General features: G+C 70.6%; 22 protein-coding genes and 1 pseudogene. 17 read left to right on the forward strand and 6 right to left on the reverse strand.

Features of this window, described 5'->3' with window-relative positions:
* Nucleotide 1 precedes the first annotated feature (1 nt).
* From OG389_RS24140 to OG389_RS24190, 11 genes are all read left to right on the forward strand, one after another.
* Nucleotides 2–376 (forward strand): TadE/TadG family type IV pilus assembly protein, encoded by a 375-nt coding sequence (locus OG389_RS24140; protein WP_328300534.1) that lies wholly within the window; start codon nucleotides 2–4, stop codon nucleotides 374–376.
* A 1-nt stretch (nucleotide 377) separates the two neighbouring features.
* Nucleotides 378–758 (forward strand): TadE/TadG family type IV pilus assembly protein, encoded by a 381-nt coding sequence (locus OG389_RS24145; protein WP_328300535.1) that lies wholly within the window; start codon nucleotides 378–380, stop codon nucleotides 756–758.
* Between the two features lie 2 nt (nucleotides 759–760).
* On the forward strand, nucleotides 761–2,107 hold the full coding sequence (locus tag OG389_RS24150) for a CpaF family protein (protein ID WP_328300536.1): 1,347 nt from the start codon (nucleotides 761–763) through the stop codon (nucleotides 2,105–2,107).
* A complete protein-coding gene (locus OG389_RS24155) occupies nucleotides 2,104–3,042 on the forward strand; it encodes a type II secretion system F family protein (protein ID WP_328300537.1) in 939 nt (312 codons plus the stop codon). The genes OG389_RS24150 and OG389_RS24155 overlap by 4 nt, the downstream gene beginning before the upstream one ends.
* A 13-nt stretch (nucleotides 3,043–3,055) precedes the next feature.
* Entirely contained in the window at nucleotides 3,056–3,946 is an 891-nt protein-coding gene (locus tag OG389_RS24160; protein ID WP_328304039.1) for a DUF5936 domain-containing protein, read from the forward strand.
* Between the two features lie 12 nt (nucleotides 3,947–3,958).
* On the forward strand, nucleotides 3,959–5,143 hold the full coding sequence (locus tag OG389_RS24165) for a sensor histidine kinase (RefSeq protein WP_328304041.1): 1,185 nt from the start codon (nucleotides 3,959–3,961) through the stop codon (nucleotides 5,141–5,143).
* Complete coding sequence (locus OG389_RS24170) at nucleotides 5,143–5,844, forward strand: response regulator transcription factor (protein ID WP_328300538.1); 702 nt, start codon at nucleotides 5,143–5,145, stop codon at nucleotides 5,842–5,844. Before OG389_RS24165 ends, OG389_RS24170 begins: the two co-directional genes overlap by 1 nt.
* Nucleotides 5,845–5,954: 110 nt before the next feature.
* On the forward strand, nucleotides 5,955–6,161 hold the full coding sequence (locus OG389_RS24175; protein WP_328300539.1) for a hypothetical protein: 207 nt from the start codon (nucleotides 5,955–5,957) through the stop codon (nucleotides 6,159–6,161).
* Nucleotides 6,161–6,790, forward strand: coding sequence for a pilus assembly protein TadG-related protein (locus OG389_RS24180; protein ID WP_328300540.1), 630 nt, complete (start codon nucleotides 6,161–6,163; stop codon nucleotides 6,788–6,790). The genes OG389_RS24175 and OG389_RS24180 overlap by 1 nt, the downstream gene beginning before the upstream one ends.
* Before the next feature lie 30 nt (nucleotides 6,791–6,820).
* On the forward strand, nucleotides 6,821–7,402 hold the full coding sequence (locus OG389_RS24185) for a hypothetical protein (protein WP_328300541.1): 582 nt from the start codon (nucleotides 6,821–6,823) through the stop codon (nucleotides 7,400–7,402).
* A gap of 4 nt (nucleotides 7,403–7,406) precedes the next feature.
* On the forward strand, nucleotides 7,407–8,045 hold the full coding sequence (locus OG389_RS24190; RefSeq protein WP_328300542.1) for an OmpA family protein: 639 nt from the start codon (nucleotides 7,407–7,409) through the stop codon (nucleotides 8,043–8,045).
* A gap of 182 nt (nucleotides 8,046–8,227) precedes the next feature.
* Here the strand turns inward: OG389_RS24190 and OG389_RS24195 are convergent, their stop codons facing one another.
* Both OG389_RS24195 and OG389_RS24200 read right to left on the reverse strand, forming a co-directional pair.
* Nucleotides 8,228–9,832, reverse strand: a complete 1,605-nt coding sequence (locus tag OG389_RS24195; RefSeq protein ID WP_328300543.1) for an SH3 domain-containing protein — start codon at nucleotides 9,830–9,832, stop codon at nucleotides 8,228–8,230.
* Nucleotides 9,833–9,987: 155 nt separating this feature from the next.
* Nucleotides 9,988–10,539 carry a TetR/AcrR family transcriptional regulator gene (locus OG389_RS24200; protein ID WP_443059451.1) on the reverse strand — a complete coding sequence of 184 codons (552 nt, stop codon included), beginning with the start codon at nucleotides 10,537–10,539 and terminating at the stop codon, nucleotides 9,988–9,990.
* Between the two features lie 157 nt (nucleotides 10,540–10,696).
* On the opposite strand from OG389_RS24200, the gene OG389_RS24205 reads away from it, so the two are divergent.
* Both OG389_RS24205 and OG389_RS24210 read left to right on the forward strand, forming a co-directional pair.
* On the forward strand, nucleotides 10,697–11,122 hold the full coding sequence (locus tag OG389_RS24205) for a nuclear transport factor 2 family protein (RefSeq protein WP_328300545.1): 426 nt from the start codon (nucleotides 10,697–10,699) through the stop codon (nucleotides 11,120–11,122).
* A gap of 71 nt (nucleotides 11,123–11,193) precedes the next feature.
* Nucleotides 11,194–11,595 carry a J-domain-containing protein gene (locus OG389_RS24210; protein WP_328300546.1) on the forward strand — a complete coding sequence of 134 codons (402 nt, stop codon included), beginning with the start codon at nucleotides 11,194–11,196 and terminating at the stop codon, nucleotides 11,593–11,595.
* Nucleotides 11,596–11,687: 92 nt separating this feature from the next.
* Here OG389_RS24210 and OG389_RS24215 read toward each other — a convergent pair whose 3' ends face one another.
* The 3 genes from OG389_RS24215 to OG389_RS24225 all read right to left on the reverse strand — a co-directional run bounded on the left by OG389_RS24215 (nucleotide 11,688) and on the right by OG389_RS24225 (nucleotide 14,254).
* A complete protein-coding gene (locus tag OG389_RS24215) occupies nucleotides 11,688–12,428 on the reverse strand; it encodes an SDR family NAD(P)-dependent oxidoreductase (protein ID WP_328300547.1) in 741 nt (246 codons plus the stop codon).
* Nucleotides 12,429–12,535: 107 nt separating this feature from the next.
* Nucleotides 12,536–13,531, reverse strand: a complete 996-nt coding sequence (locus OG389_RS24220) for an SGNH/GDSL hydrolase family protein (protein ID WP_328300548.1) — start codon at nucleotides 13,529–13,531, stop codon at nucleotides 12,536–12,538.
* A gap of 132 nt (nucleotides 13,532–13,663) precedes the next feature.
* Nucleotides 13,664–14,254: a TetR/AcrR family transcriptional regulator gene (locus OG389_RS24225; RefSeq protein WP_328300549.1), complete on the reverse strand. Its 591-nt coding sequence runs from the start codon at nucleotides 14,252–14,254 to the stop codon at nucleotides 13,664–13,666.
* Between the two features lie 123 nt (nucleotides 14,255–14,377).
* Here OG389_RS24225 and OG389_RS24230 point away from each other — a divergent pair, with 123 nt between their 5' ends.
* Nucleotides 14,378–15,964 carry an MDR family MFS transporter gene (locus OG389_RS24230; RefSeq protein WP_443059328.1) on the forward strand — a complete coding sequence of 529 codons (1,587 nt, stop codon included), beginning with the start codon at nucleotides 14,378–14,380 and terminating at the stop codon, nucleotides 15,962–15,964.
* A gap of 687 nt (nucleotides 15,965–16,651) precedes the next feature.
* Here OG389_RS24230 and OG389_RS36810 read toward each other — a convergent pair.
* A pseudogene (locus tag OG389_RS36810) lies at nucleotides 16,652–17,128 on the reverse strand (Ig-like domain-containing protein); the annotation flags it as partial.
* Nucleotides 17,129–17,366: 238 nt separating this feature from the next.
* Between OG389_RS36810 and OG389_RS24240 the strand changes: the two are divergent.
* The 3 genes from OG389_RS24240 (at nucleotide 17,367) to OG389_RS24250 (ending at nucleotide 19,463) form a co-directional block, all read left to right on the forward strand.
* Nucleotides 17,367–18,191, forward strand: coding sequence for a polysaccharide deacetylase family protein (locus tag OG389_RS24240; protein WP_328300551.1), 825 nt, complete (start codon nucleotides 17,367–17,369; stop codon nucleotides 18,189–18,191).
* Between the two features lie 104 nt (nucleotides 18,192–18,295).
* A complete protein-coding gene (locus OG389_RS24245; protein WP_328300552.1) occupies nucleotides 18,296–18,625 on the forward strand; it encodes a nuclear transport factor 2 family protein in 330 nt (109 codons plus the stop codon).
* A gap of 208 nt (nucleotides 18,626–18,833) precedes the next feature.
* On the forward strand, nucleotides 18,834–19,463 hold the full coding sequence (locus OG389_RS24250) for a hypothetical protein (RefSeq protein WP_328300553.1): 630 nt from the start codon (nucleotides 18,834–18,836) through the stop codon (nucleotides 19,461–19,463).
* Nucleotides 19,464–19,561 lie beyond the last annotated feature (98 nt).

Below are 19,561 nucleotides of genomic sequence, written 5' to 3' on the forward strand. Positions count from 1 at the left end.
GGTGCCGGGGCGGAGATCCGTACGGGGTGCGGGCCGGGACCGGGGCCAGGTGGCGATCGAGTTCGTCGGGATGCTGCCGTTCATCCTGCTGATCGTGGCGGCGGTGTGGGAGTGCGTGCTGATCGGGTACGCCTTCTCCCTGGCCGGGAACGCGGCCGACGAGGCGGCTCGGGCCGGGGCGGTACACGGTGACGGGGCCTGCGCGGAGGCGGCGGGGGAGCACATCGGGGATGCCTGGGGCCTGACAGTGGAATGCGGGCTCTCCGGCAATGTCTACAAGGCCAAGGTCCGGCTGACGGTCCCCGTGCTCGTTCCCGGGCTCGACACGGGCCTGAGCATCGAGGGCGACGGCGGCGCGGCGAAGGAGGAGGAGTGACATGAGCCGATACCGCAACCGGAGGTGGCGCTCCGACCGGGGCCAGGTGGCCCTGGAGTACATCGGGTTCCTGCCCATCCTGCTGCTGATCGCGCTGTGCGGCATCCAGTTGGGCTGGTCCGCGTACGTGGTGCAGCAGGCCGAGACGGCCGCCCGTACGGCGGCGCGCGCGGAGGCACGCGAGCGGGGCGCGGGGTCGGCGGCCGGCCTGCAGTCGATCCGGTCGAACCTCGCGGCACGAGCGGTCATCGATGTCGACCCGTCGCCCGACACGGTCGTGGTGACGGTGACCCTCCCGATCAACTCGATCGTTCCCGGAGTCGCCCCCCGCAGTGTCACGCGGACCGCCGTCATGCCCAACGACGACCCGAAGGGACCCTGACCATGAGCCTGCGTTCCCGGGTCAACACACCCGACGACCGCCACAGCCCCCGCGAGGACGGCCGGCTGGTCTCCTCCTACCGCGCCAAGCTGCTCGAGGAGATCGACCTCGCCGAGATGTCCGCGCTGGCGCCCGCCGAGCGCCGGGCGCGCCTGGAGCGCGTCCTCGGGCACATCATCAGCCGCGAGGGCCCGGTCCTGTCCACCGCCGAGCGCTCCCAGCTGATCCGCCGCGTCGTGGACGAGGCACTCGGCCTCGGCGTGCTCGAACCGCTCCTCGAAGACCCCACCATCTCCGAGATCATGGTCAACGGGCCCGACCAGATCTTCGTGGAACGCTCCGGCCGCGTGGAGCAGCTCCCGCTCCGCTTCGCCTCGCACGACCAGCTGATGCAGACCATCGAGCGCATCGTCTCCACCGTCAACCGCCGTGTGGACGAGGCCAATCCGATGGTCGACGCACGCCTGCCCAGCGGCGAGCGCGTCAACGTCATCATCCCGCCGCTGTCCCTGACCGGCGCCACCCTCACGATCCGCCGCTTCCCCCGGGCCTTCACCCTGCACGAGATGGTCGGCCTGGGCTCCCTGGACGAGCAGATGCTCCTCCTGCTGTCCGGTCTGGTGGCGGCCAAGATGAACGTGATCGTGTCCGGCGCCACCGGCACCGGCAAGACCACCCTCCTCAACGCCCTCTCCGGCCTGATCCCGGAGGGCGAGCGGATCATCACCATCGAGGACTCCGCCGAGCTCCAGCTCCAGCAGGCGCACGTCATCCGCCTCGAATCCCGCCCGGCGAACGTGGAGGGCAAGGGCCAGATCACCATCCGCGATCTCGTCCGCAACTCCCTGCGCATGCGCCCCGACCGCATCATCGTCGGCGAGGTCCGCGGCGGTGAGACGCTCGACATGCTCCAGGCGATGTCCACGGGCCACGACGGCTCCCTCGCCACGGTCCACGCGAACAGCTCCGCGGACGCCCTGATGCGCCTGCAGACACTCGCCTCGATGTCCGAGGTGGAGGTCCCCTTCGAGGCCCTCCAGGACCAGATCAACAGCGCCGTCAACATCGTCGTCCAGCTGACCCGCTTCGGCGACGGCTCGCGCCGCATCACCGAGATCTCCATCCTCGACTCACACGGCCGCGAGCCCTTCCGGATCACCACGGTCTGCCGCTTCGCGGCCCAGCCCATGGGACCGGACGGCCGCGTCCACGGCCGCTTCGAGTACTACCCGCTCCCGCGCTGGATCGCCGACCGCCTCTACATGAACAACCAGCCGATCCCCCAGGCCTTCGGGGTCGCCCTGGCGGACGATCCGCTCACCGCCCGCATCACCCGGACCGCCCTGTGAACCCACTGATCCTCCTCACCCTCGGCGCCACCCTGCTGGCCTGCGTGCTCGTGATCCTGGGCCTCCACGCCTACGCCGCCGGCCGCGCCCAGCGCGCCGCACTCATCGAACGCCTCTCGGCGACCGGCCTCCCGGAACCCCTGGGCCGCAGGCGTCGCTTCCGGGGCGTGGACCGGCGCTTGCGCACGACCGGGCTGGGCCGCGGCATCGAGCGCAAACTCGCGGTGACCGGGCTGGACCTGACCGCCGGGGAGTTCTTCGTCTACATGGTGGCCGCGGTCGCCGGGATCTGGATGGTCTCGGCCTCCTTCCTGGCCCCGTTCTTCGGTCCGGTGGCCGGCCTGATCGGGCTGTGGGCGGCCAACGCCTTCCTCAACTGGCAGCGGGCGCGCCGCACCGAGCGGTTCATCAACCAGCTCCCGGACCTGGCACGGATCCTCGCCAACGCGACCCAGGCCGGCCTGGCGCTGCGCACGGCCATCGGCATGGCGGCCGAGGAACTGGAGGCACCGGCGGGCGAGGAGCTGGCGCGGGTGGCAGACCGGCTCGCCGTGGGGCACTCCATCGAGGAGGCCCTGGGCGAGATCGCGGAGCGCCTGCCGTCCCGGGAACTGGTCGTCCTGGTCTCCACCCTCGTCCTGTCAGCCCGCGCGGGCGGCGCGATCGTGGGCAGCCTGCGCAACCTGACGGTGACGCTGGAGCAGCGCAAGGAGACCCGCCGGGAGATCCGCACCCAGCTGTCCCAGGTGACGGCGACGGCGTACCTGGTGCCGGTGCTGGGGATCGGCTCGCTCCTCCTGGTGGACGCCATGATGCCGGGCGCGCTGGACCGCATGACCGGGTCCGTCATCGGGCAGACGGCCGTCCTGATCGCCCTGGGGCTCTTCGCGCTCGGCTTCCTCTTCATCCGCCGCTTGTCCAAGATCGACGTATGAGGAGGCCGGCATGATCGCCCTGCTCCTGGCCCTGGCCGGGGCCCTGTCGGTCTTCGGCATGTTCCACGGCATCCGGCTCTACCGCGCCGACGCCAAACTCCCGAGCGACCTGGTCCTGGCACTGGAGGTCGGTGCCACCCGCACGACGGCCGTCGGCTCGCTCATCGACCGCGCCGGAATCCGCTACGCGCCGCTGATACTGCGCCTGATGGGGCCGGACCGGGTGGCCCGCAAGCGCCGCCAGATCGACACGGCCGGCAACCCGTCCGGGCTTACCATCGACCGCTACGCCGCGCGCCGCGCCGTCTACGCCTTCCTGGGCGGTCTGGGCGCCTTCGCGATGCTGCTCAACGGTCAGCTGATCCTCGCGCTGGTCATGGTCGCCTTCGGCCTGTTCTGGATCGAGGTCGGCCTCTGGTCGGCCATCCGGATCCGCCGCGACCACATCGAGCGGACCCTGCCGGACTTCCTGGACGTGCTGGCGGTGGTGGTGAGCGCCGGGCTCGGATTCAGGCCGGCGCTGGAGCGGGTGGCGGACAAGTACCAGGGCCCGTGGTCCGACGAGATCCGGATCACGCTGCAGCAGATGACCATGGGCGTGAGCCGCCGTCAGGCCTTCGACGAGCTGCGCAGGCGCAACGACTCCGAACAGGTGGCACAGTTCGTCACCGCCCTGCAGCAGGGCGAGGAGCTGGGATCCCCGATCGTGGACACCCTGATCGCCATTGCGGAGGACATGCGGCGCACGGACGCCCAGAACGCCCGCCGCCGGGCCGCCAAGGCCGTCCCCAAGGCGACCTTCGCCGTCACGATGTTCATGCTGCCCGGCACGATGATCCTGCTGATCGGCGGATTCGTGTACGGCGCGAACGTCGACTTCGGCGCGCTGTTCGGGGGCAGGTGAGCCGTGACGATCATGGACCTCGCCGTGCCGCGGGCACGTTCCGCGGCGGCGCCCCCTCCCGCCCTCCAGGCCAACGCGCTCCAGGCCCTGTGCCGTCACGTCTTCGCGTTCCGGATGGTGATGATCGGCCTGGGCGCACCGCTGGCGCTGGCACGGACGGCGCGCGGGGGCCCGACGTACCTCGTGGGCGGCGCGATCCTGCTCACCTTCACGCTGTCATACGTCCTCATCCGCGGCTGGGAGCGCTTCGGCCCACTGCTGTTGCGGCACCGCCGGTTGCTGGCCGCGGACCTGGGCCTCAGCGTCCTGCTGCTGGTCACGGCTACTGCGGATTCCCCGCTCGGTCTCGTCTGCGTCTTCACCCCGCTGCTGGCCGGACTGGTCCACGGGTGGCGTGGAGCAGCGGTCTACTCCGCCGTGCAGGCGGCCGCGGTCGCGGCGCTGGCGGGCACGCCGGTCCTGACGGCGCTGTGTCTGCTCGCGGGCGGCGCGGGATCCTGCCTGCGCGACCTCCTCTTCCGCTTCGGCTCGGCGAGCCAGGCCCTGACCGAGACCAGGGCCGGCCTGGCCGTGGCGGAGGCCGTCCGAGCCGAACGGGACTACCTGGCCCGGGAGATGCACGACTCCGTGTCGAAGACCCTGCACGGGCTGGCCCTCACGGCCGACGCCCTGACCCGGACGACGGACCCGGATGCGATCCGCCGCCAGGCCGGGCTGCTGTCCGTCGCGGCCCGCCAGGCGGCCGCGGAGTCGCGGTCCCTGCTGACGGAACTGCGCGGGGACCTGGACACTCCCGGGGTCTCACTGCTCCCGGAGCTGCGGGCCCTCACCGCGGGGGCGGAGCTCCGTACCGCCGGAGTCCTGCCGGCAGTCCCGGCCCCCGTGGCCCGGCACCTGCTGGCGGTGACGGCGGAGGCGCTGGAGAACGCCCGCCGGCACGCGGGTGCCTCGCACGTCACGGTCTCCCTGACCGCTGACCCCACGTATCTCACCCTGACCGTCGAGGACGACGGCCGCGGCCTCCCGGGCGGCGTGGACCTTCCCGCGCTCGCACGCCGGGGCCACTTCGGCCTGCTCGGCATGACGGAACGCGCCGCCACCATCGGGGCCCGCCTCTCCCTCGGAGCCGCCTCGAACGGCCCCGGGGCCCAGGTCCGCCTGGACCTGCCCCTCGCGACGCTGGAAGGGGGCGCGTGATGCCGTTGCCCCTTCCACGGCCCCTGCGTGTGCTCATCGCTGATGACAACCCGGTCGTCCGGGCCGGCCTGGCCGCCCTCCTGGCGGCGACCGCGGGCGTCGAGGCGGTGGCCGAGGCCGCGGACGGCCGCGAGGCGTTGAGACTGACCCGGCTGCACGCCCCGGAGGTCGTCCTGCTCGACGTCCGCATGCCGGGCGTGGACGGCATCTCGGCGCTTCCGCACTTGGTGCGGCTGGCGCCGGTGCTGATGCTGACGTACAGCCGGGAGCCCGAAATCATCCGTGAGGCGCTGCTGTTGGGCGCGGGCGGCTACCTGGTCCACGGCGAGTTCACCGCCGATGACCTGATCCGCGCGGTCCGGGACGTCCACGAGGGCCGCCCCCATTTCACGCCATCGGCGGCGAGCGCACTGCTCGCGGAACTCCGGGCCTCTTCGCATCCGCAACGAATTGTGGCACAGTCTTCAGAGCGTCTCCCCAACCACAGTGTGTTCGGGCTCAGTTCGCGCGAGGAGGAGATCATGGATCTCATCGCGTCCGGCATGAACAACCAGCAGATCGCGGCCGCCTGCTTCATCAGTGAGAAGACGGTCAAGAACCACATCAACCGGATCTTCGCGAAGCTTCAGACCGCTACGCGCAGTGAGGCCATAGCGTGCTGGCTGGGAACCGCCCGTCCGGGGGTGGCTGGTCATGGGTAGACAGAGTGCGCAGTGGGTCCGTAATTGGGCCCCGGGGCCCTTTGCAACTGCTGGTGTGTGGCCGTACCGTCCGCGAATCGACTGCGACGCCGGCCCTGGAGAGGACTCCCATGCAGAACCTCAAGCTGCTCAAGGCGATCGTCGAACGGAAGAATCGGATGCGGGGGCGGCAGGGCGGGGACGAGGGGCAGACCGTCTTCGAATATTTGGGGATCATCGTGATCATCGCGCTGATCATCGCGGCGATCATCGGGTCGGGGCTCGCCGCAGCCATCGCGGGCGCGATCACACAGCAATTGGCGAACATCACCAACTGATGCCTGTGGTGGCCTCGCGCGATCGGGGGCAGGTCTTCCCTTTCTACATCGCGATGGTGACCTGCCTGCTCTTCGCCGCGTTGGCCTTCGTCGTCGTCGGGATGGCGGGGGCCACACGCAGCGGTGCGCAGGGTGCCGCCGACGCGGCGGCGCTCGCGGCCGCCCGCGAGGCAAGGGACAACGTGTTCGTGGGCAGGGACCTCCTGACCCTCACACCGGATCTTTGGGAAGAGATCCTCAGGGGCGATCGCTTCGATGGCAGGGGAGCCTGCGCCAAAGCGAGGGACTTCGCCGTGTCGAACGACGCCACTGCTGCGTGCGACTTCGACATCCCGGAGTTCAAGGTCACCGTGACCACCGACGACACAGTCGGCGAGTCGGTCATCCCGGGGAGCGAGACGATGCATGGCCACGCCACGGCGACGGCCTTGATCGAACCGAGTTGTTCCCTGAAGCCCGCGCCCGCTCCTACGCCCAGTCCTACGCCTTCACCCGGAGGCGGCGGCACGGTGCCGGACCCTGTCGGTATTGAGTGCAGGGACGGTGGGGTGATCACGGTGGATCCGTCGAACCCGGGCTCGTTGTCCAAGCTGGCGAGGAAACTCTTCAGTGTGCGACTGGTCGACTGACAGTGAACGAGAGACAAGGAAGCGGAGTACATGAGCATTCGGCAGAAGGTGAAGGTCCGCGGGGGAGCGGCCGTTGCGGTTGCGGCGGTCTTGGCCCTCACGTTGGCCGGATGCGGTGGGGGGGAGGAGAAGCCGAAGGAACCGCAGCAGTCAGCGGCGACCACGCCCAAGGCGCAGGGAAGCGCTCCCCAGAACCCCGCACCCTCCGAGACCAAGAGCGAGGTGATCGCCAAGACACAAGGCCCGGCAGGCATCGTGCTGGAGATCAACTCGGCTGCGCGTGATCAGGACGGGTACGTCACTGTCAGCGGTCAGATAAAGAACACGGGTTCCGTGGCATTCGGGCAGACCGCTCCCTGGCGCGGCGACGAGAAGACTGCCAGCCCCGCATCGGTCGCGGGAGCCACCATCGTCGACAACGCAGGCAAGAAGCGGTACTACGTGCTGCGTGACACCGAAGGTCGGTGCGCGTGCTCGACCGGAATCGTCATCATCAAGGCTGGGGAGACTGTGCCGTTCTTCGCGCAATTCCCGGCCCCGCCTGCCCCCACGACCGAGGTCGTGTTCGGTCTGCCGACCTTCACCGCGGCCACCATCAAAATCTCCGGGTGACCCCATGACCAAACGCCACCGCACCTCCGCTGCCACGGCCGTCGCCGGTCTCGTCATCGCCGGCGCCCATTTCATCGGCGCGACCAGCGCCCACGCCGACGACGTCACGCCGTCCGTACCCCCCGGGACGGAACCCTCGGCCTCGGCTCCCATGCCCGTCAAAGACGGCTCCCCGGGACTCAAGCTCCCCCAGGGTGGCACCCTTGCACCCCCCAAGGTGCTCGACATGGTCGAAGTCGTCGAGGACCTCGGGGGTGAGCAGCGGCGCCAGGAGACGAATCAGACCGTCATGATGGCGCTGCAGTCCGAGGTGATGTTCCCGGAGAACAGTGCCGTCTTCAACGCCCAGGCCGCCGCGCGGATACAAGCCATCGCGCAGGAGATCAACTCGCAGAAGGCCACCCGCGTCCGTGTCTTCGGATTCACGGACGACCAGGGCAGCTACGAACACGGCCTGGAGCTGTCCAAGCAGCGCGCAGCCGCCGTACAGGCGGAGTTGGCGAAGACCGTGACCAACGCCAGCGTGACCTTCGACGTGCGCGGCTACAGCGAGGACTATCCGATCGCCGACAACGGCACCGAGGAAGGCCGCAAGAAGAACCGCCGGGTCGAGATCACCTTCCCGCGCGGCGCCGGCCAGTAGGGCGGAAGGGCCCGTGCCCGTGCCCCGGCCCCGGCACCTGCTGGGGCCGGGGCACGGTGCTGTCACAGCAGGTGGCCGGTCAGGGTACGGAGGCGGAAACGGCTTCGGTGCGCGTCGGGGCTCGGGGGCCTCGACGCGCACCGAAGGTCAGGGGTGGCGCTGCTTCAGCTGAGGGGGATGCGTCAGCAGGTGGGGATGCGGTTCAGGTTCTCGGCGTAGCGGGCGGCGATCCAGCCGTGGCCGTCGGCGAGCTTGTACCAGAGGGAGTTGCCCTCGATCTCCGTGCCGTTGGTCTTGCACATCACCTGGACCTCGGTGCCGTGCTTGATCGTGCCGGCCTTGCCGTACTGCGTGCCGGGGCCGGTGCGGATCTGCAGCTTGTCGCTGACGATGCGGGCCGCCGGCTTCTGGTCCTGGCCATGGTCCTTGCCGTGGTCCTTGCCGTGACCGTGGTCCTTGCCGTGTTCCTTGCCGCACTTGCACTTGCCGGGCTTGCCCTGCTCGCCCTTTTCGCCCTTGGGGCCGACCGGTCCGCGCTCGCCCTTCGGGCCCGCCGGTCCGACCGGTCCGCGCTCGCCCTGCTGGCCCTGGGGGCCCTTGTCGCCCTTCGGGCCGTGGTCGCCCTTGGGTCCGTGGTCGCCCTTCGGGCCGGCCGGGCCGGTGTTGCCCCGGTCGCCCTTGTCGCCCTTGTCGCCCTTGTCTCCCTTGGGTCCGCCGGCCGGTCCGCGGTCGCCCTTCGGGCCCTCGGGTCCGACCGGTCCGCGCGATCCCGTCGCTCCCGACGGTCCGGTGTTGCCCGTGTCACCCTTGTCGCCCTTCGGGCCGCGCTCACCGGTGTCGCCCTTCGGGCCGCCCCCCGGGCCCGTGTCGCCCTTCGGGCCGCGTTCCCCGGTGTCGCCCTTCGGGCCCTGGGGGCCTCCGGACGGTCCCTGGTCGCCCTTCGGGCCGGCCGGGCCGGTGTCGCCCTTCGGTCCCTGCGGGCCCTCGTGGCCCTGCGGACCCGTGGGCCCGTGGTCGCCCTTCTCGCCGCGGTCCCCCTTCTCGCCGCGTTCGCCCTTCTCGCCGCGCTCGCCCTGGTCTCCGCGGTCGCCGTGCTCGCCCTGCTCCCCCTTCTCGCCCTGCTCCCCCTGGTCGCCGTGCTCGCCCTTTTCGCCGCGCTCGCCCTGCTCCCCCTGGTCTCCCTTGTCGCCCTTGGGCCCGGGGCGGCCCGGCTTGCCGTGGTGGCCGGGCTTGCCTTCATGGCCCGGCTGCCCGTCGTGCCCGTCGTGCCCGTCGTGGCCGTCGTCGCCCTTGGGCCCCGTCACCGGGGTGGAAACCGCGTAGAGGCCGGGTGAGGCGTCGCTCCCCGCCGCCCACTCGCCGCCGCCGAGCGTCGTGCCCTCGGGGGCGTCCGCGTCCACCCGTACGAGTACGCCCAGGCGGGTGTCGCTCTCCGCCGGGAAGGCGAAGCCCGCCCGGGTCCCGGCGTCACAGGTCAGCTGGCGGGCGTCGCCCGAGCGCGTGCAGGGTGCTCCGGCGCGGTCACCGTTCCAGTAGAAGCGGGCCTCGGGGAAGGTTGTCCGTTCCGGCGCGACGATCCGGAAGCTGCTGCTGAGCGCCGGATCTCCGCCGGTCTCCGCCACGATCACGACGCGACCGGTCTTGCCCGCGGCGATCGAGGGGACGTACGGCTGGGTGAACCGGATGTGCGGCGAGCCGGCGGCGAAAGCCGGCGCGACCGGCAGCAGGCAGGTCGCGGTGACGGCCGCGACGACCAGGGCGGCCGACGTGCAGCGGGAAGCAGACAAGGGTGTTTCCTCCGCGAGGAAAGGCGACGGAACCGGTACGCGACCGCCGAATGCGGTCCACCGGTGGACAAAAGGCCCAACACCAGTTAAAAGCTGATCATGCGACCCGGGTGTGTACGACGCGTTACCGATCACTCGGCAGCCGCGTGAATCACCTACCGTGTCGCCGCGTCCCCCTCGCGGACCAGGACGTACGCGGCCTCCCGCGCCCGCACCGCCGCGCCCGGGCCCGGCTCCAGGGCCGCCACCACCGTCGCGCCCTCGACCAGCAGCAGCAACTGCTCCGCCAGGCCCTCCCGGCCCGGACCGGCGATCCCGGCAAGCAGCGCCCGTAGCTCCGCCTTGTGACGGCGTACGACGTCCAGCACTCCGGCGGGACCCGCGCCCAGCTCCCCGTACGCGTTCAGGAAGGCGCAGCCGCGGAAGTCCGGCTCGGAGAACCACTGGGCCAGCCAGTCGAAGACGGCCCCGACCGGGTCGGCGCTCCCCGTGACCGCATTGCGCAGGCTCGCCGTCCAGCGCTGGTCGCGGCGCTCCAGGTAGGCGGTGACCAGGGATTCCTTGGCCGGGTAGAGGCGGTAGAGCCGCTTGAGCGGGACGCCCGACTCGGTGCGGATCCGGTCCATGCCGACGGCCTGGATGCCGTCGGCGTAGAAGAGCGCCTCCGCGGCGTCCAGCAGGCGCGTACGGACCTCTTCGTCGTTCATGGCGGAAGCGGGCATGAGGGCAGCGTAGACCAGAACCGCTTGCGGTGAGAACGCTCGTTCTCTACGGTTGGGGGAGTTGAGAACGAGCGTTCTCCATCCCTCCCCTCCCCTCCCCTCCTCCTGCAGTCTCCGCCGTTCAGTCGAGAGGTGTCCTGTCATGACCGCCGCCGGTTCCGTGCGACCGCCACTGCCGCCCTTCACCGAGGAGTCCGCCCGCGCCAAGGTGCAGGCCGCCGAGGACGCCTGGAACAGCCGTGACCCCGAACGCGTCGCCCTCGCCTACACGGAGGACTCCGCCTGGCGCAATCGGGACCGCTTCCTGAGCGGCCGGGAGGAGATCCGCGCCTTCCTCGCCGACAAGTGGGAGCGCGAGCTGGAGTACCGGCTGCGCAAGGAGCTGTGGGCGTACACCGGCAACCGCATCTCGGTGCGCTTCGAGTACGAGTGGCACGACGCGAGCGGCCAGTGGTGGCGCAGCCACGGCAACGAGCAGTGGGAGTTCGACGCCGCGGGCCTCATGCGCCGCCGCGAGGCCAGCATCAACGACATCCCCATCACGGAGGAGGAGCGCCGCCTCCGATAGGGATCGTTACCGAGGGTAATGGGCGCTTCGGGTGGTCGAGTTATGCTGGCGGGGACCCCCGGGGAGGCAATGTGACGGAACGCAAACCGCCTGGCGTCAGCTTCGAGTCCTTCGTGGACCGGCAGATCAGGCAGGCCGCCGAGCGCGGCGAGTTCGAGGAGCTGGCCGGCTTCGGCAAGCCGCTGGCCTCGCTCGACGCCCCGTACGACGAACTGTGGTGGATCAAGGGGAAACTGCACCGCGAGGGCTTCGCGGTCCTCCCGCCGGCGCTCGCGCTGCGCAAGGAGGCGGAGGACGCCCGGGAGGCCGTCGCGGCGGCCCGCACCGAGCGGCAGGTCCGGGACATCCTGACGGAGGTCAACGACAAGATCCGCGCGGCCCTGCGCAGACCACCGCCCGGCCCCCCGCTGAATCTCGCGGAGTTCGACGTCGAAGCCGAGCTGACCCAATGGCGCGCCGGCCGGGCCGGCTGAGCCACCGGGCGCCGGCCGGAAGCGCCGGCGCCGGTCGGACCCGGCCGGGCCCCGCACCGGAGTTCAGCCCCCGCCGGGCCACGCGCCGGAGTTCAGCGCGTGGTCCAGCCGCCGTCGAGGATGAGGTTGGCGCCCGTCATGTTGGAGGACATGTCCGAGGCCAGGAACAGGGCCGCGGCGGCGACCTCGTCCGGCCGGCCGAGGCGGCCGAGCAGGGTGCGTGACTCGAACTCCTCGCGCATGCCCCGCGGGTCCGGACTGGCGAGGAAGACGTCCTCCAGCAGCTGGGTCGAAATCGGGCCCGGGCACAGGGCGTTGGCCCGGATGCCAGCCTTCGCGTGATCGACCGCCGTCGCCTTCGTCAGCTGGATCACCCCGCCCTTGGAGGCGCAGTACGCCGCCACGCCCGCGTCGGCGACCACACCGAGCTCCGAGGCCAGGTTGACGATGACCCCGCCGCCCCGGGCGGCCATGGCCGGGATGCCGTGCTTGGAGCAGAGGAACACCCCGCGCATGTTCACCGACATCAGCCGGTCCCACTCCTCGACGGTGGTGTCGAGGATGGTCTTGGCGAATTCGATCCCGGCGTTGTTGACCAGGATGTCCACCCCGCCGTGTTCCGTCACGGTGCGGGCGATCAGGGCGGCGACCTCGCTCTCCTCGCTCACGTCGGTGCGGACGTAGGACGCTCCGATCTCCGCCGCCTCCTCCGTCGCGTCCAGGACGTCCGCCATGACGACGCTCGCGCCCTCCTTCGCGAAACGCTGCGCGATGGCGAGTCCGAGCCCCTGCTTGGCCCCGGTGACGATGGCGGTTCTTCCGGCGAGCAGCATGTCTTCAGCCTTCTGAGGATTTCGGTCCGGTTCTGATCACGAGTCTCCCTCGGGGCCCGCCTCCACTGCCGGATGCCCGCCCCGCCCGCCCCCGGCCCGTCCGACGGTCAGCTTCTGGTCGCCCCCAGTCCGGTCAGGGCCTGGGTCACGAGGTCCGCCTGGTGGGTGGCGCCGCGGAGGTTCGGATGCAGGACCGTGCACGCCTCGCCCCGCGCCGGGATGGACCGGCAGAGCTCGGAGGGCGGATCGCTCTGGTCGCCCGGTCCGGTCAGGTTGTCCTTGATCCCGTACATCCAGCGCCCCTCACCCGTCGCGCACACCCCGTGGCCGGTGCTGGAGGAGTACGTGTCCACGTACACCGCGCCGCCGCGCCGTGCCTGCTCCCGCAGGAGGGCGTTGACCCGGCGCTCCAGCGTGTCGAGCCAGGGCATGTCGCCCTTGGCGACCGTGCCGAGCTGATGCCAGGAGCCCCAGCCGCAGCCCGCGGACTCGTCCACGACGGCCGGGTACCCGACGACGGCGACCCCTGCGCGTGGCGCGCGCGTGCGGATCTCCTTCAGCAGGACCGCGAAGTCGGCCTCCAGTGCGGTGAACCGGGAATCGAGCCGGGAGGCGGCCTCGCCCCGCGTGTAGTGGTCGGTGCAGGGGGTCCCCGTCCCGAAGGAGGCCAGTCCCCGCTTCGCGCAGGTCTCGACGATCTCGGCGAAGCCCAAGGAATTGCCGCCGGCGCCGACCGTGACGAGGTCGGTGCTCGCGGAAACGGCCCTGACCTGAGCCGGTTTGGCGGCCCAGCCGCCCGAAGGGGCCACGGACGGCGGCCCCTTGAGCTCGGACTGCGGACCCAGCAGCCCGGCCCCGACCTCCGCGGCGGAGCAGGTGACATCGGTGAGGTTCAACTTCAGCCGCCGCGCGGCCTGGTGCGGATAGTCCTGGTCGGAACGGCCGCACCCGTCGGCATTCCACGGGCGCACGAAGGAGCCGGCGCTGTAGGAGTCCCCGAGGGCCACGTAGGAGAGAGGGGCGGCGGACGCCGGCGCCCGCGGCGCGAGAACGGTGGCGAGGACGGCCGCCGCGGCGGCGGTGGTGAGGGCGAGACGCATCATGACGGTGCCTTCGGCTCGGGCGCCGCGGCCCTTCCGCAGCGCACATCACCAAAAGTAGCCGCCATGACTACGGAGAGTAATAACTCCAGGTCCGGTTCGCTCCATCGAGTGAACGGGGCCGCCGCTTCGCGCCTACGCGTGCTGCTGGTGGGCCTGGGTGATCAGGTCCGTGGCGACCTCCAGGGCGGCCAGGCGGGTCTCCTCCGGGTCGCCGTCGATGTGCTGGAGGAACATCATTCCGGCGTGCAGGGTGAACAGGGCGCTCACGCACCGGACCTGGTCGGCCAGTGGGGCGTCCTCCTGGCCCGTCCGCAACAGCTCCACCAGGGCGAAGAGCCGCTTCTTCACCGTGTCGCCGATGCTCAGCTCCCGCAGCGAGGCCTGGTTCTCCTGCATGAAGCGGTACAGCGAGGCCCCGCCGGCCATCGCCTCGCTGTAGCGGCGCAGCACCTCCCGCTTCGTCTCCAGCGTGCGCGGCTGCTGCTCCGCCCACTTGATCAGCTCGTCGATGGGACGGGTCAGGTCCTCGAACAGGCTGATGATGATGTCTTCCTTGGTCTTGAAGTGGTAGTACAGCGCCGCCTTCGTGACCTCCAGCCGCTCCGCGATCTCGCGCAGCGACGTCTTCTCGTATCCCTGCTCGGCGAAGAGCTCCAGTGCGACGTCCTGGATGCGCTGGCGCGTGTTGCCACGGCGCGGCTGCTGCGGACTGCTGCTGGACATGACTCTCCCCACGTTACTTACTTGACGCCCGGCTAGTTGCGGGTCTACCTTCCCCAGTGTAGTCAACTAGCCGGGCGGCAAGTAAGTGCCAGGACCGGTGCGCGTGCGCCAGGGGAGTGGAACATGGTGGAGATGACAAAGGAAGCGGACGCCTCGGAGGAGGTGAAGCCGCGCAGCGTACGGGTCGTCCTGATGGCCCTCATGATCGCGATGCTGCTGGCCATGCTCGACAACATGATCATCGGTACGGCGATGCCCACGATCGTCGGCGAGCTCGGCGGCCTGGAGCACCTTTCCTGGGTGGTCACGGCGTACACGTTGGCCACCGCCGCCTCCACCCCCATCTGGGGCAAGATCGGCGACATGTACGGGCGGAAGGGCTCCTTCCTCACCTCGATCGTCATCTTCCTGATCGGTTCGGCGCTCAGCGGCATGGCCCAGGACATGGGCCAGCTCATCGGCTTCCGCGCGATCCAGGGCCTCGGCGCCGGCGGTCTGATGGTCGGCGTCATGGCGATCATCGGCGACCTGATCCCGCCCCGCGAGCGCGGCAAGTACCAGGGCATGATGGCCGGCGTGATGGCCCTGGCCATGATCGGCGGACCGCTGGTCGGCGGCACCATCACCGACCACATGGGCTGGCGCTGGTCCTTCTACATCAACCTGCCGCTCGGCATCGTGGCCCTCGCCATGGTCTCCGCGGTGCTGCACCTCCCCAAGAAGAGGGCGCAGGGCAAGATCGACTACCTCGGGGCGGCGCTGCTGACCGTGGCGATCACCTCCACCGTCCTCGTCACCACCTGGGGCGGTACGGAGTACGCCTGGGGCTCCGCCGAGATCATCGGCCTGATCGTCACCGGCATCGTCTCGATCGCCGGCTTCATCTACGCCGAGACCAAGGCCGCCGAGCCGGTCATGCCGCTGCACATCTTCCGCAGCCGCAACTTCACCCTCATGTCCGTGATCGGCTTCCTGGTCGGCTTCGCGATGTTCGGTGGCGTGCTCTACCTGCCGCTCTTCCAGCAGTCGGTACAGGGCGCCTCGGCCACCAACTCCGGCCTGCTGCTCCTGCCGATGCTGCTCTCGATGATGGTCATCTCGCTCGTCGCGGGCCGGGTCACCACCAACAGCGGCAAGTACAAGATGTTCCCGATCATCGGCGGCGCGCTCATGGTCGTCGGGCTCTTCCTGCTCGCCACCATGGACACGGACACCAGCCGCTTGATGTCCGGCGTGTACATGGCCGTCCTCGGCGCCGGTCTCGGCTTCCTGATGCAGATCACGATGCTGGTCGCGCAGAACAGCGTCGAGATGAAGGACATGGGCGTCGCGTCCTCCTCGGCGACCCTGTTCCGTACGCTCGGCGGCTCCTTCGGCGTGGCCCTGATGGGCTCCCTCTTCACCAGCCAGGTCACCAGCACCATGACCGACCGGCTCGGCCCCGAGGCCGCGGCCAAGGCCGGCTCGGCCCAGCTGGACGCGGCGAGCCTGGCGAAGCTCCCCGAGGTCGTCCGCGATGCCTACCAGCACGCGGTGGCCGCCGGTACGCACTCGGCGTTCCTCCTCGGTGCGGGTATCGCGGTACTGGGCTTCGTCGCCGCCTGGTTCGTCAAGGAGGTGCCGCTGCGGGGCGCCGGTCCGGCGGGTGCCTCCGGCGGTGGCGCGGAGAAGGAAGCCGCCGCTCCGCAGGCGACCGCGGTCGCGCACTGACCCGGTGCGGGTGAGTCGCCCGCACGCGGACCACGGGCCCGGCCCGGTGGATGAACGCATCCGCCGGGCCGGGCCCGTGCCGTACCCGGGTCCGGCCGGTCGGCCGCGCCGGGCGGCCCGCGCCTCGAACGCCGGCGGGGCCTGGGTGGGTCATTCCGTTCCGACTTCGTCATCCAGTCCTCCCACGACAGGTTCCACTCGCCGAAGCCGTTGCCGGCGGCCACCGTTTCCTTGCCGCCCGTCGCGTCGAACACGTCGCCGACCTGTGCCCGGGCGTAGAACCACGCGGCGTCCGCCGTCTTCATGCCGATGCAGCCGTGGCTCTTGTTCGCCGAGCCGATGTAGCTCTCCGTAGCTCTCCGCCCACTTCGCCTGGTGTGCGTACGTGCCCGAGACGGTCAGCTTCATCGACTTCTGCACCTGCTGGTCGTAGCCGGTCAGGCCCACCGAGCCGGCCTTCATCCGGATGGTTCCCTCCTTGCCCATGAGGGTCATCCGCCCGTTCCAGGTCGGGGTGCTCGCCGGATCGCCCGCCGTGACCGGGACAGACTTCACCACCTGGCCGTCGCGCTCCAGCGTCAGTCTGTGGTTCGCGATGTCGACCCGGGCGATCTGGCTCCTGCCGATGGTGGCGGAGGTCGAGTACGACTTCGCCAGGTACCGGCCGGTGCCCGTGTCCACCCCCGACAGCGCGGCCTCCCACGTCACCTTCGTGCCCGGCTTCCAGTACTCCCTGGGCCGCCAGTCCACGCGGTCCCTGCCGGTCACCGTCTCCGTCCGCTCCTTCGACGGCTTCAGCGTGCGGAAGGAGGACTCGGAGGAGGTCTCCTTCCCGTCCTCGGAGGTGGCCGTCGCCCGCACCTTGTACTCGGTGTCCACCGACAGGCCGTCCTTCGGCGTGAACGCGCCGCCCTTCAGCGCACCCTCCGCCTGCTTCCCGTCAGGGCCGGTCACGGTCACCGCCGTCAGCGTCCCGTTGTTCCCCCGCGCCGTGACCGGCTCGTCCGGCTTGACGTCCTTCGCTCCGTCAGCCGGCAGCAGCCTCACCTCCGCGGCGGGCTTCGCGGCCTCCGTACCTCCTCCACCGGCTCCGCACGCCGTCGCCGACAACGCGAGCAGGGTGAGCAGCGGGATCGCGACCGCGGTGGTGTTCGCCTTGCGCATGGGTGGTCGAACCTCCCATGGGGGCCGGGGTTTTCGGCCCGGGACGCCCGATAGGGGCCGCTGCGACCGCCCCGGGTTTCAGCCGGGACGGAATTCGGGACGATCAAGGACTTAAGTCCTGCAACAAGGAATTTATGGGCCATTCGGCTGGAACCCCCCAGCTGCGACCGACGTCCTGACCAGTGCGAGCTCACAAGGCGGACATCGAATTGGGGAGTTGAGACGGCACATGGGGTTCATGGCGCGTACGCACATGGAGAGCCTGCGGGCACGGATAGCCGTGGCCGGGGCGGCCGCGGCGGTGGCCGCGACGGTGTGGGGAGTGACGACGATCGTCGACCCGGGTCACGACACCCGCCACGAGAACGTCTCCCGGCAGACGGACGACCCCGCGGGTGACGGTGCCACCGACCCCCAGGCGCCCGGGAATCCGGGGCGCAAGGTCCCCGACGGCATAGCCCACGCGTCGGAGGGCGGCGCCAACGCGGTCAACATCACCATCGACGACGGGCCCGACCCCCAGTGGACCCCGAAGGTGCTCGAGGTCCTGCGGAAGTACGACGTGAAGGCGACCTTCTGCATGATCGGTCCGCAGGCCAAGGCCAACCCGGACCTGGTCAAGAAGGTCGTCGCGGAGGGCCACCGGCTCTGCGACCACACCATGGACCACAACACCGGGATGGACAAGAAGTCCTCGGACTACCAGCGCCAGCAGATCCTCGACGCGAAGAAGCTGATCGAGGAGGCCGCGGGCGGCGGGGCCGAGGTGGCGTACTACCGGGCTCCCGGCGGCGCGTTCACCCCCGGGAGCCGGGCCCTTGCCGCGGCCAACGGGATGCGCCCGCTCGGCTGGAACATCGACACGAAGGACTTCAGCAAGCCCGGGGTCGACGCGATAGTCAACACGGTCAAGTCCGAGATCGGCAACGGCCCGACCCTCCTCTTCCACGACGGCGGCGGCGACCGCACCCAGAGCGTGCAGGCTCTCGACAAGGTCCTGGCCTGGCTGAAGGAGCAGGGTCGCCCCACCGGCTTCCCGGTGGTCACCGGCGCCTCGTCCTGACACGCCGTCCGGTGGCGAACGGGTGAGGATCGACGGCCCGCCGCCGCCCGCGGTGTTCCCTGGTCGCCTGCGTGCGCACGTACGCCCCGACCAGGAGGGTCTCCGTGACCATCAGCCCCGGCAAACTGTCCGACCCGGTAGTCGGCGCCCTCGTCAGCGCGGTCAACGCGCACGACAGGGACGCCTTCCTCGCGATCCTGACCGCCGACGCGACCATGTCCGACGACGGAACGGACCGCGACCTCCACGACTGGATCGACCGGGAGATCTTCGACTCCGGCGGCCACATGGACGTCCAGTCCGAGTCGGACGGCGGCCGCACCCTGGTCGTCAGCTACCGCAACGACACCTGGGGCGAGATGCGCACCGCCTGGCGGTTCACCGTCGCCCCCGGCGGCGGTCGCATCAGCCGCTTCGAGACGGGTCAGGCCTGAGGGTCAGGGTGTCCGCCCCGGTGTCCTCGCCCGCCCAAGGTCGACCACGCGCCGGCCGCGGTGGTGCACCGCCAGCTGAGCCTCCGGCGAGATCGGTCCGCTCCGCTCACCGGAAAACGAAGATGATCAGGTGATATTCCGGATCCCGTACGGGTGAAAGCGCCCCCGGCGTCGTTCCGGCCCGCCGGAGGGTCCCGTTGGTCCGGGCATGAAGCCCACCCGCATCGCCGCCCTCGCCCTCGCCACCGCCGCGGCGGCCCTCGCCCCGGTTCTCTGCCAGGGGGCCGCCACCGCCGCGGACGGCACGTCCTTCCTCCAGGACCCGAGCGGAGGGGAGAAGGCGATGAAGTCGATGTGGACCAAGGACGACATGCACAAGGTGGAGGCGCAGTTCCGCTTCCAGCCCGGCATCAAGTACAAGACGGTCACCCGCCCCGGCCCCAAGGGCGCCGAGGACTACGAGCGCAAGGTCCCCGACCCCAAGACCCTCGTGTGGGAGCCCGGGTACGAGTTCGCGTGGTCGGTGGCGGATTCGCAGGGGGTGAAGAAGGTGCTGACCACGAAGGACGGCAGGCATCCGATCGTCGTGCACGCCGTACTGCGCGACGGCCGGCGCGCCAAGGCCGCCGAGGTCCACCAGGAGCTGACGAACCGGCCCGCGACGGGCCGTACGAAGGTGCCGGGCGGCAAGCGCATCGCGTGCGACACCGGGAAGTACACGGTGGAGTGGTCGGTCACGCGCACCGGCTACGGCACCCTCACCGGATCCCTGGTCTGGGACTCCAGCTGCGAGCAGTACCGCACGGCGTTCACCCCGCAGAACCAGGGCGCCAGCTAGCCGGCCCGCCCGCACCGGGGGCGGCCGCGGAGGGGGAGACGGGGCAGAAGGAGGTGGGCCGGCCGCCCCGCGCACCTTGTGGGCGCTCGCGGGCGACT

This window comes from Streptomyces sp. NBC_00435, from assembly GCF_036014235.1.
Classification (GTDB): domain Bacteria; phylum Actinomycetota; class Actinomycetes; order Streptomycetales; family Streptomycetaceae; genus Streptomyces.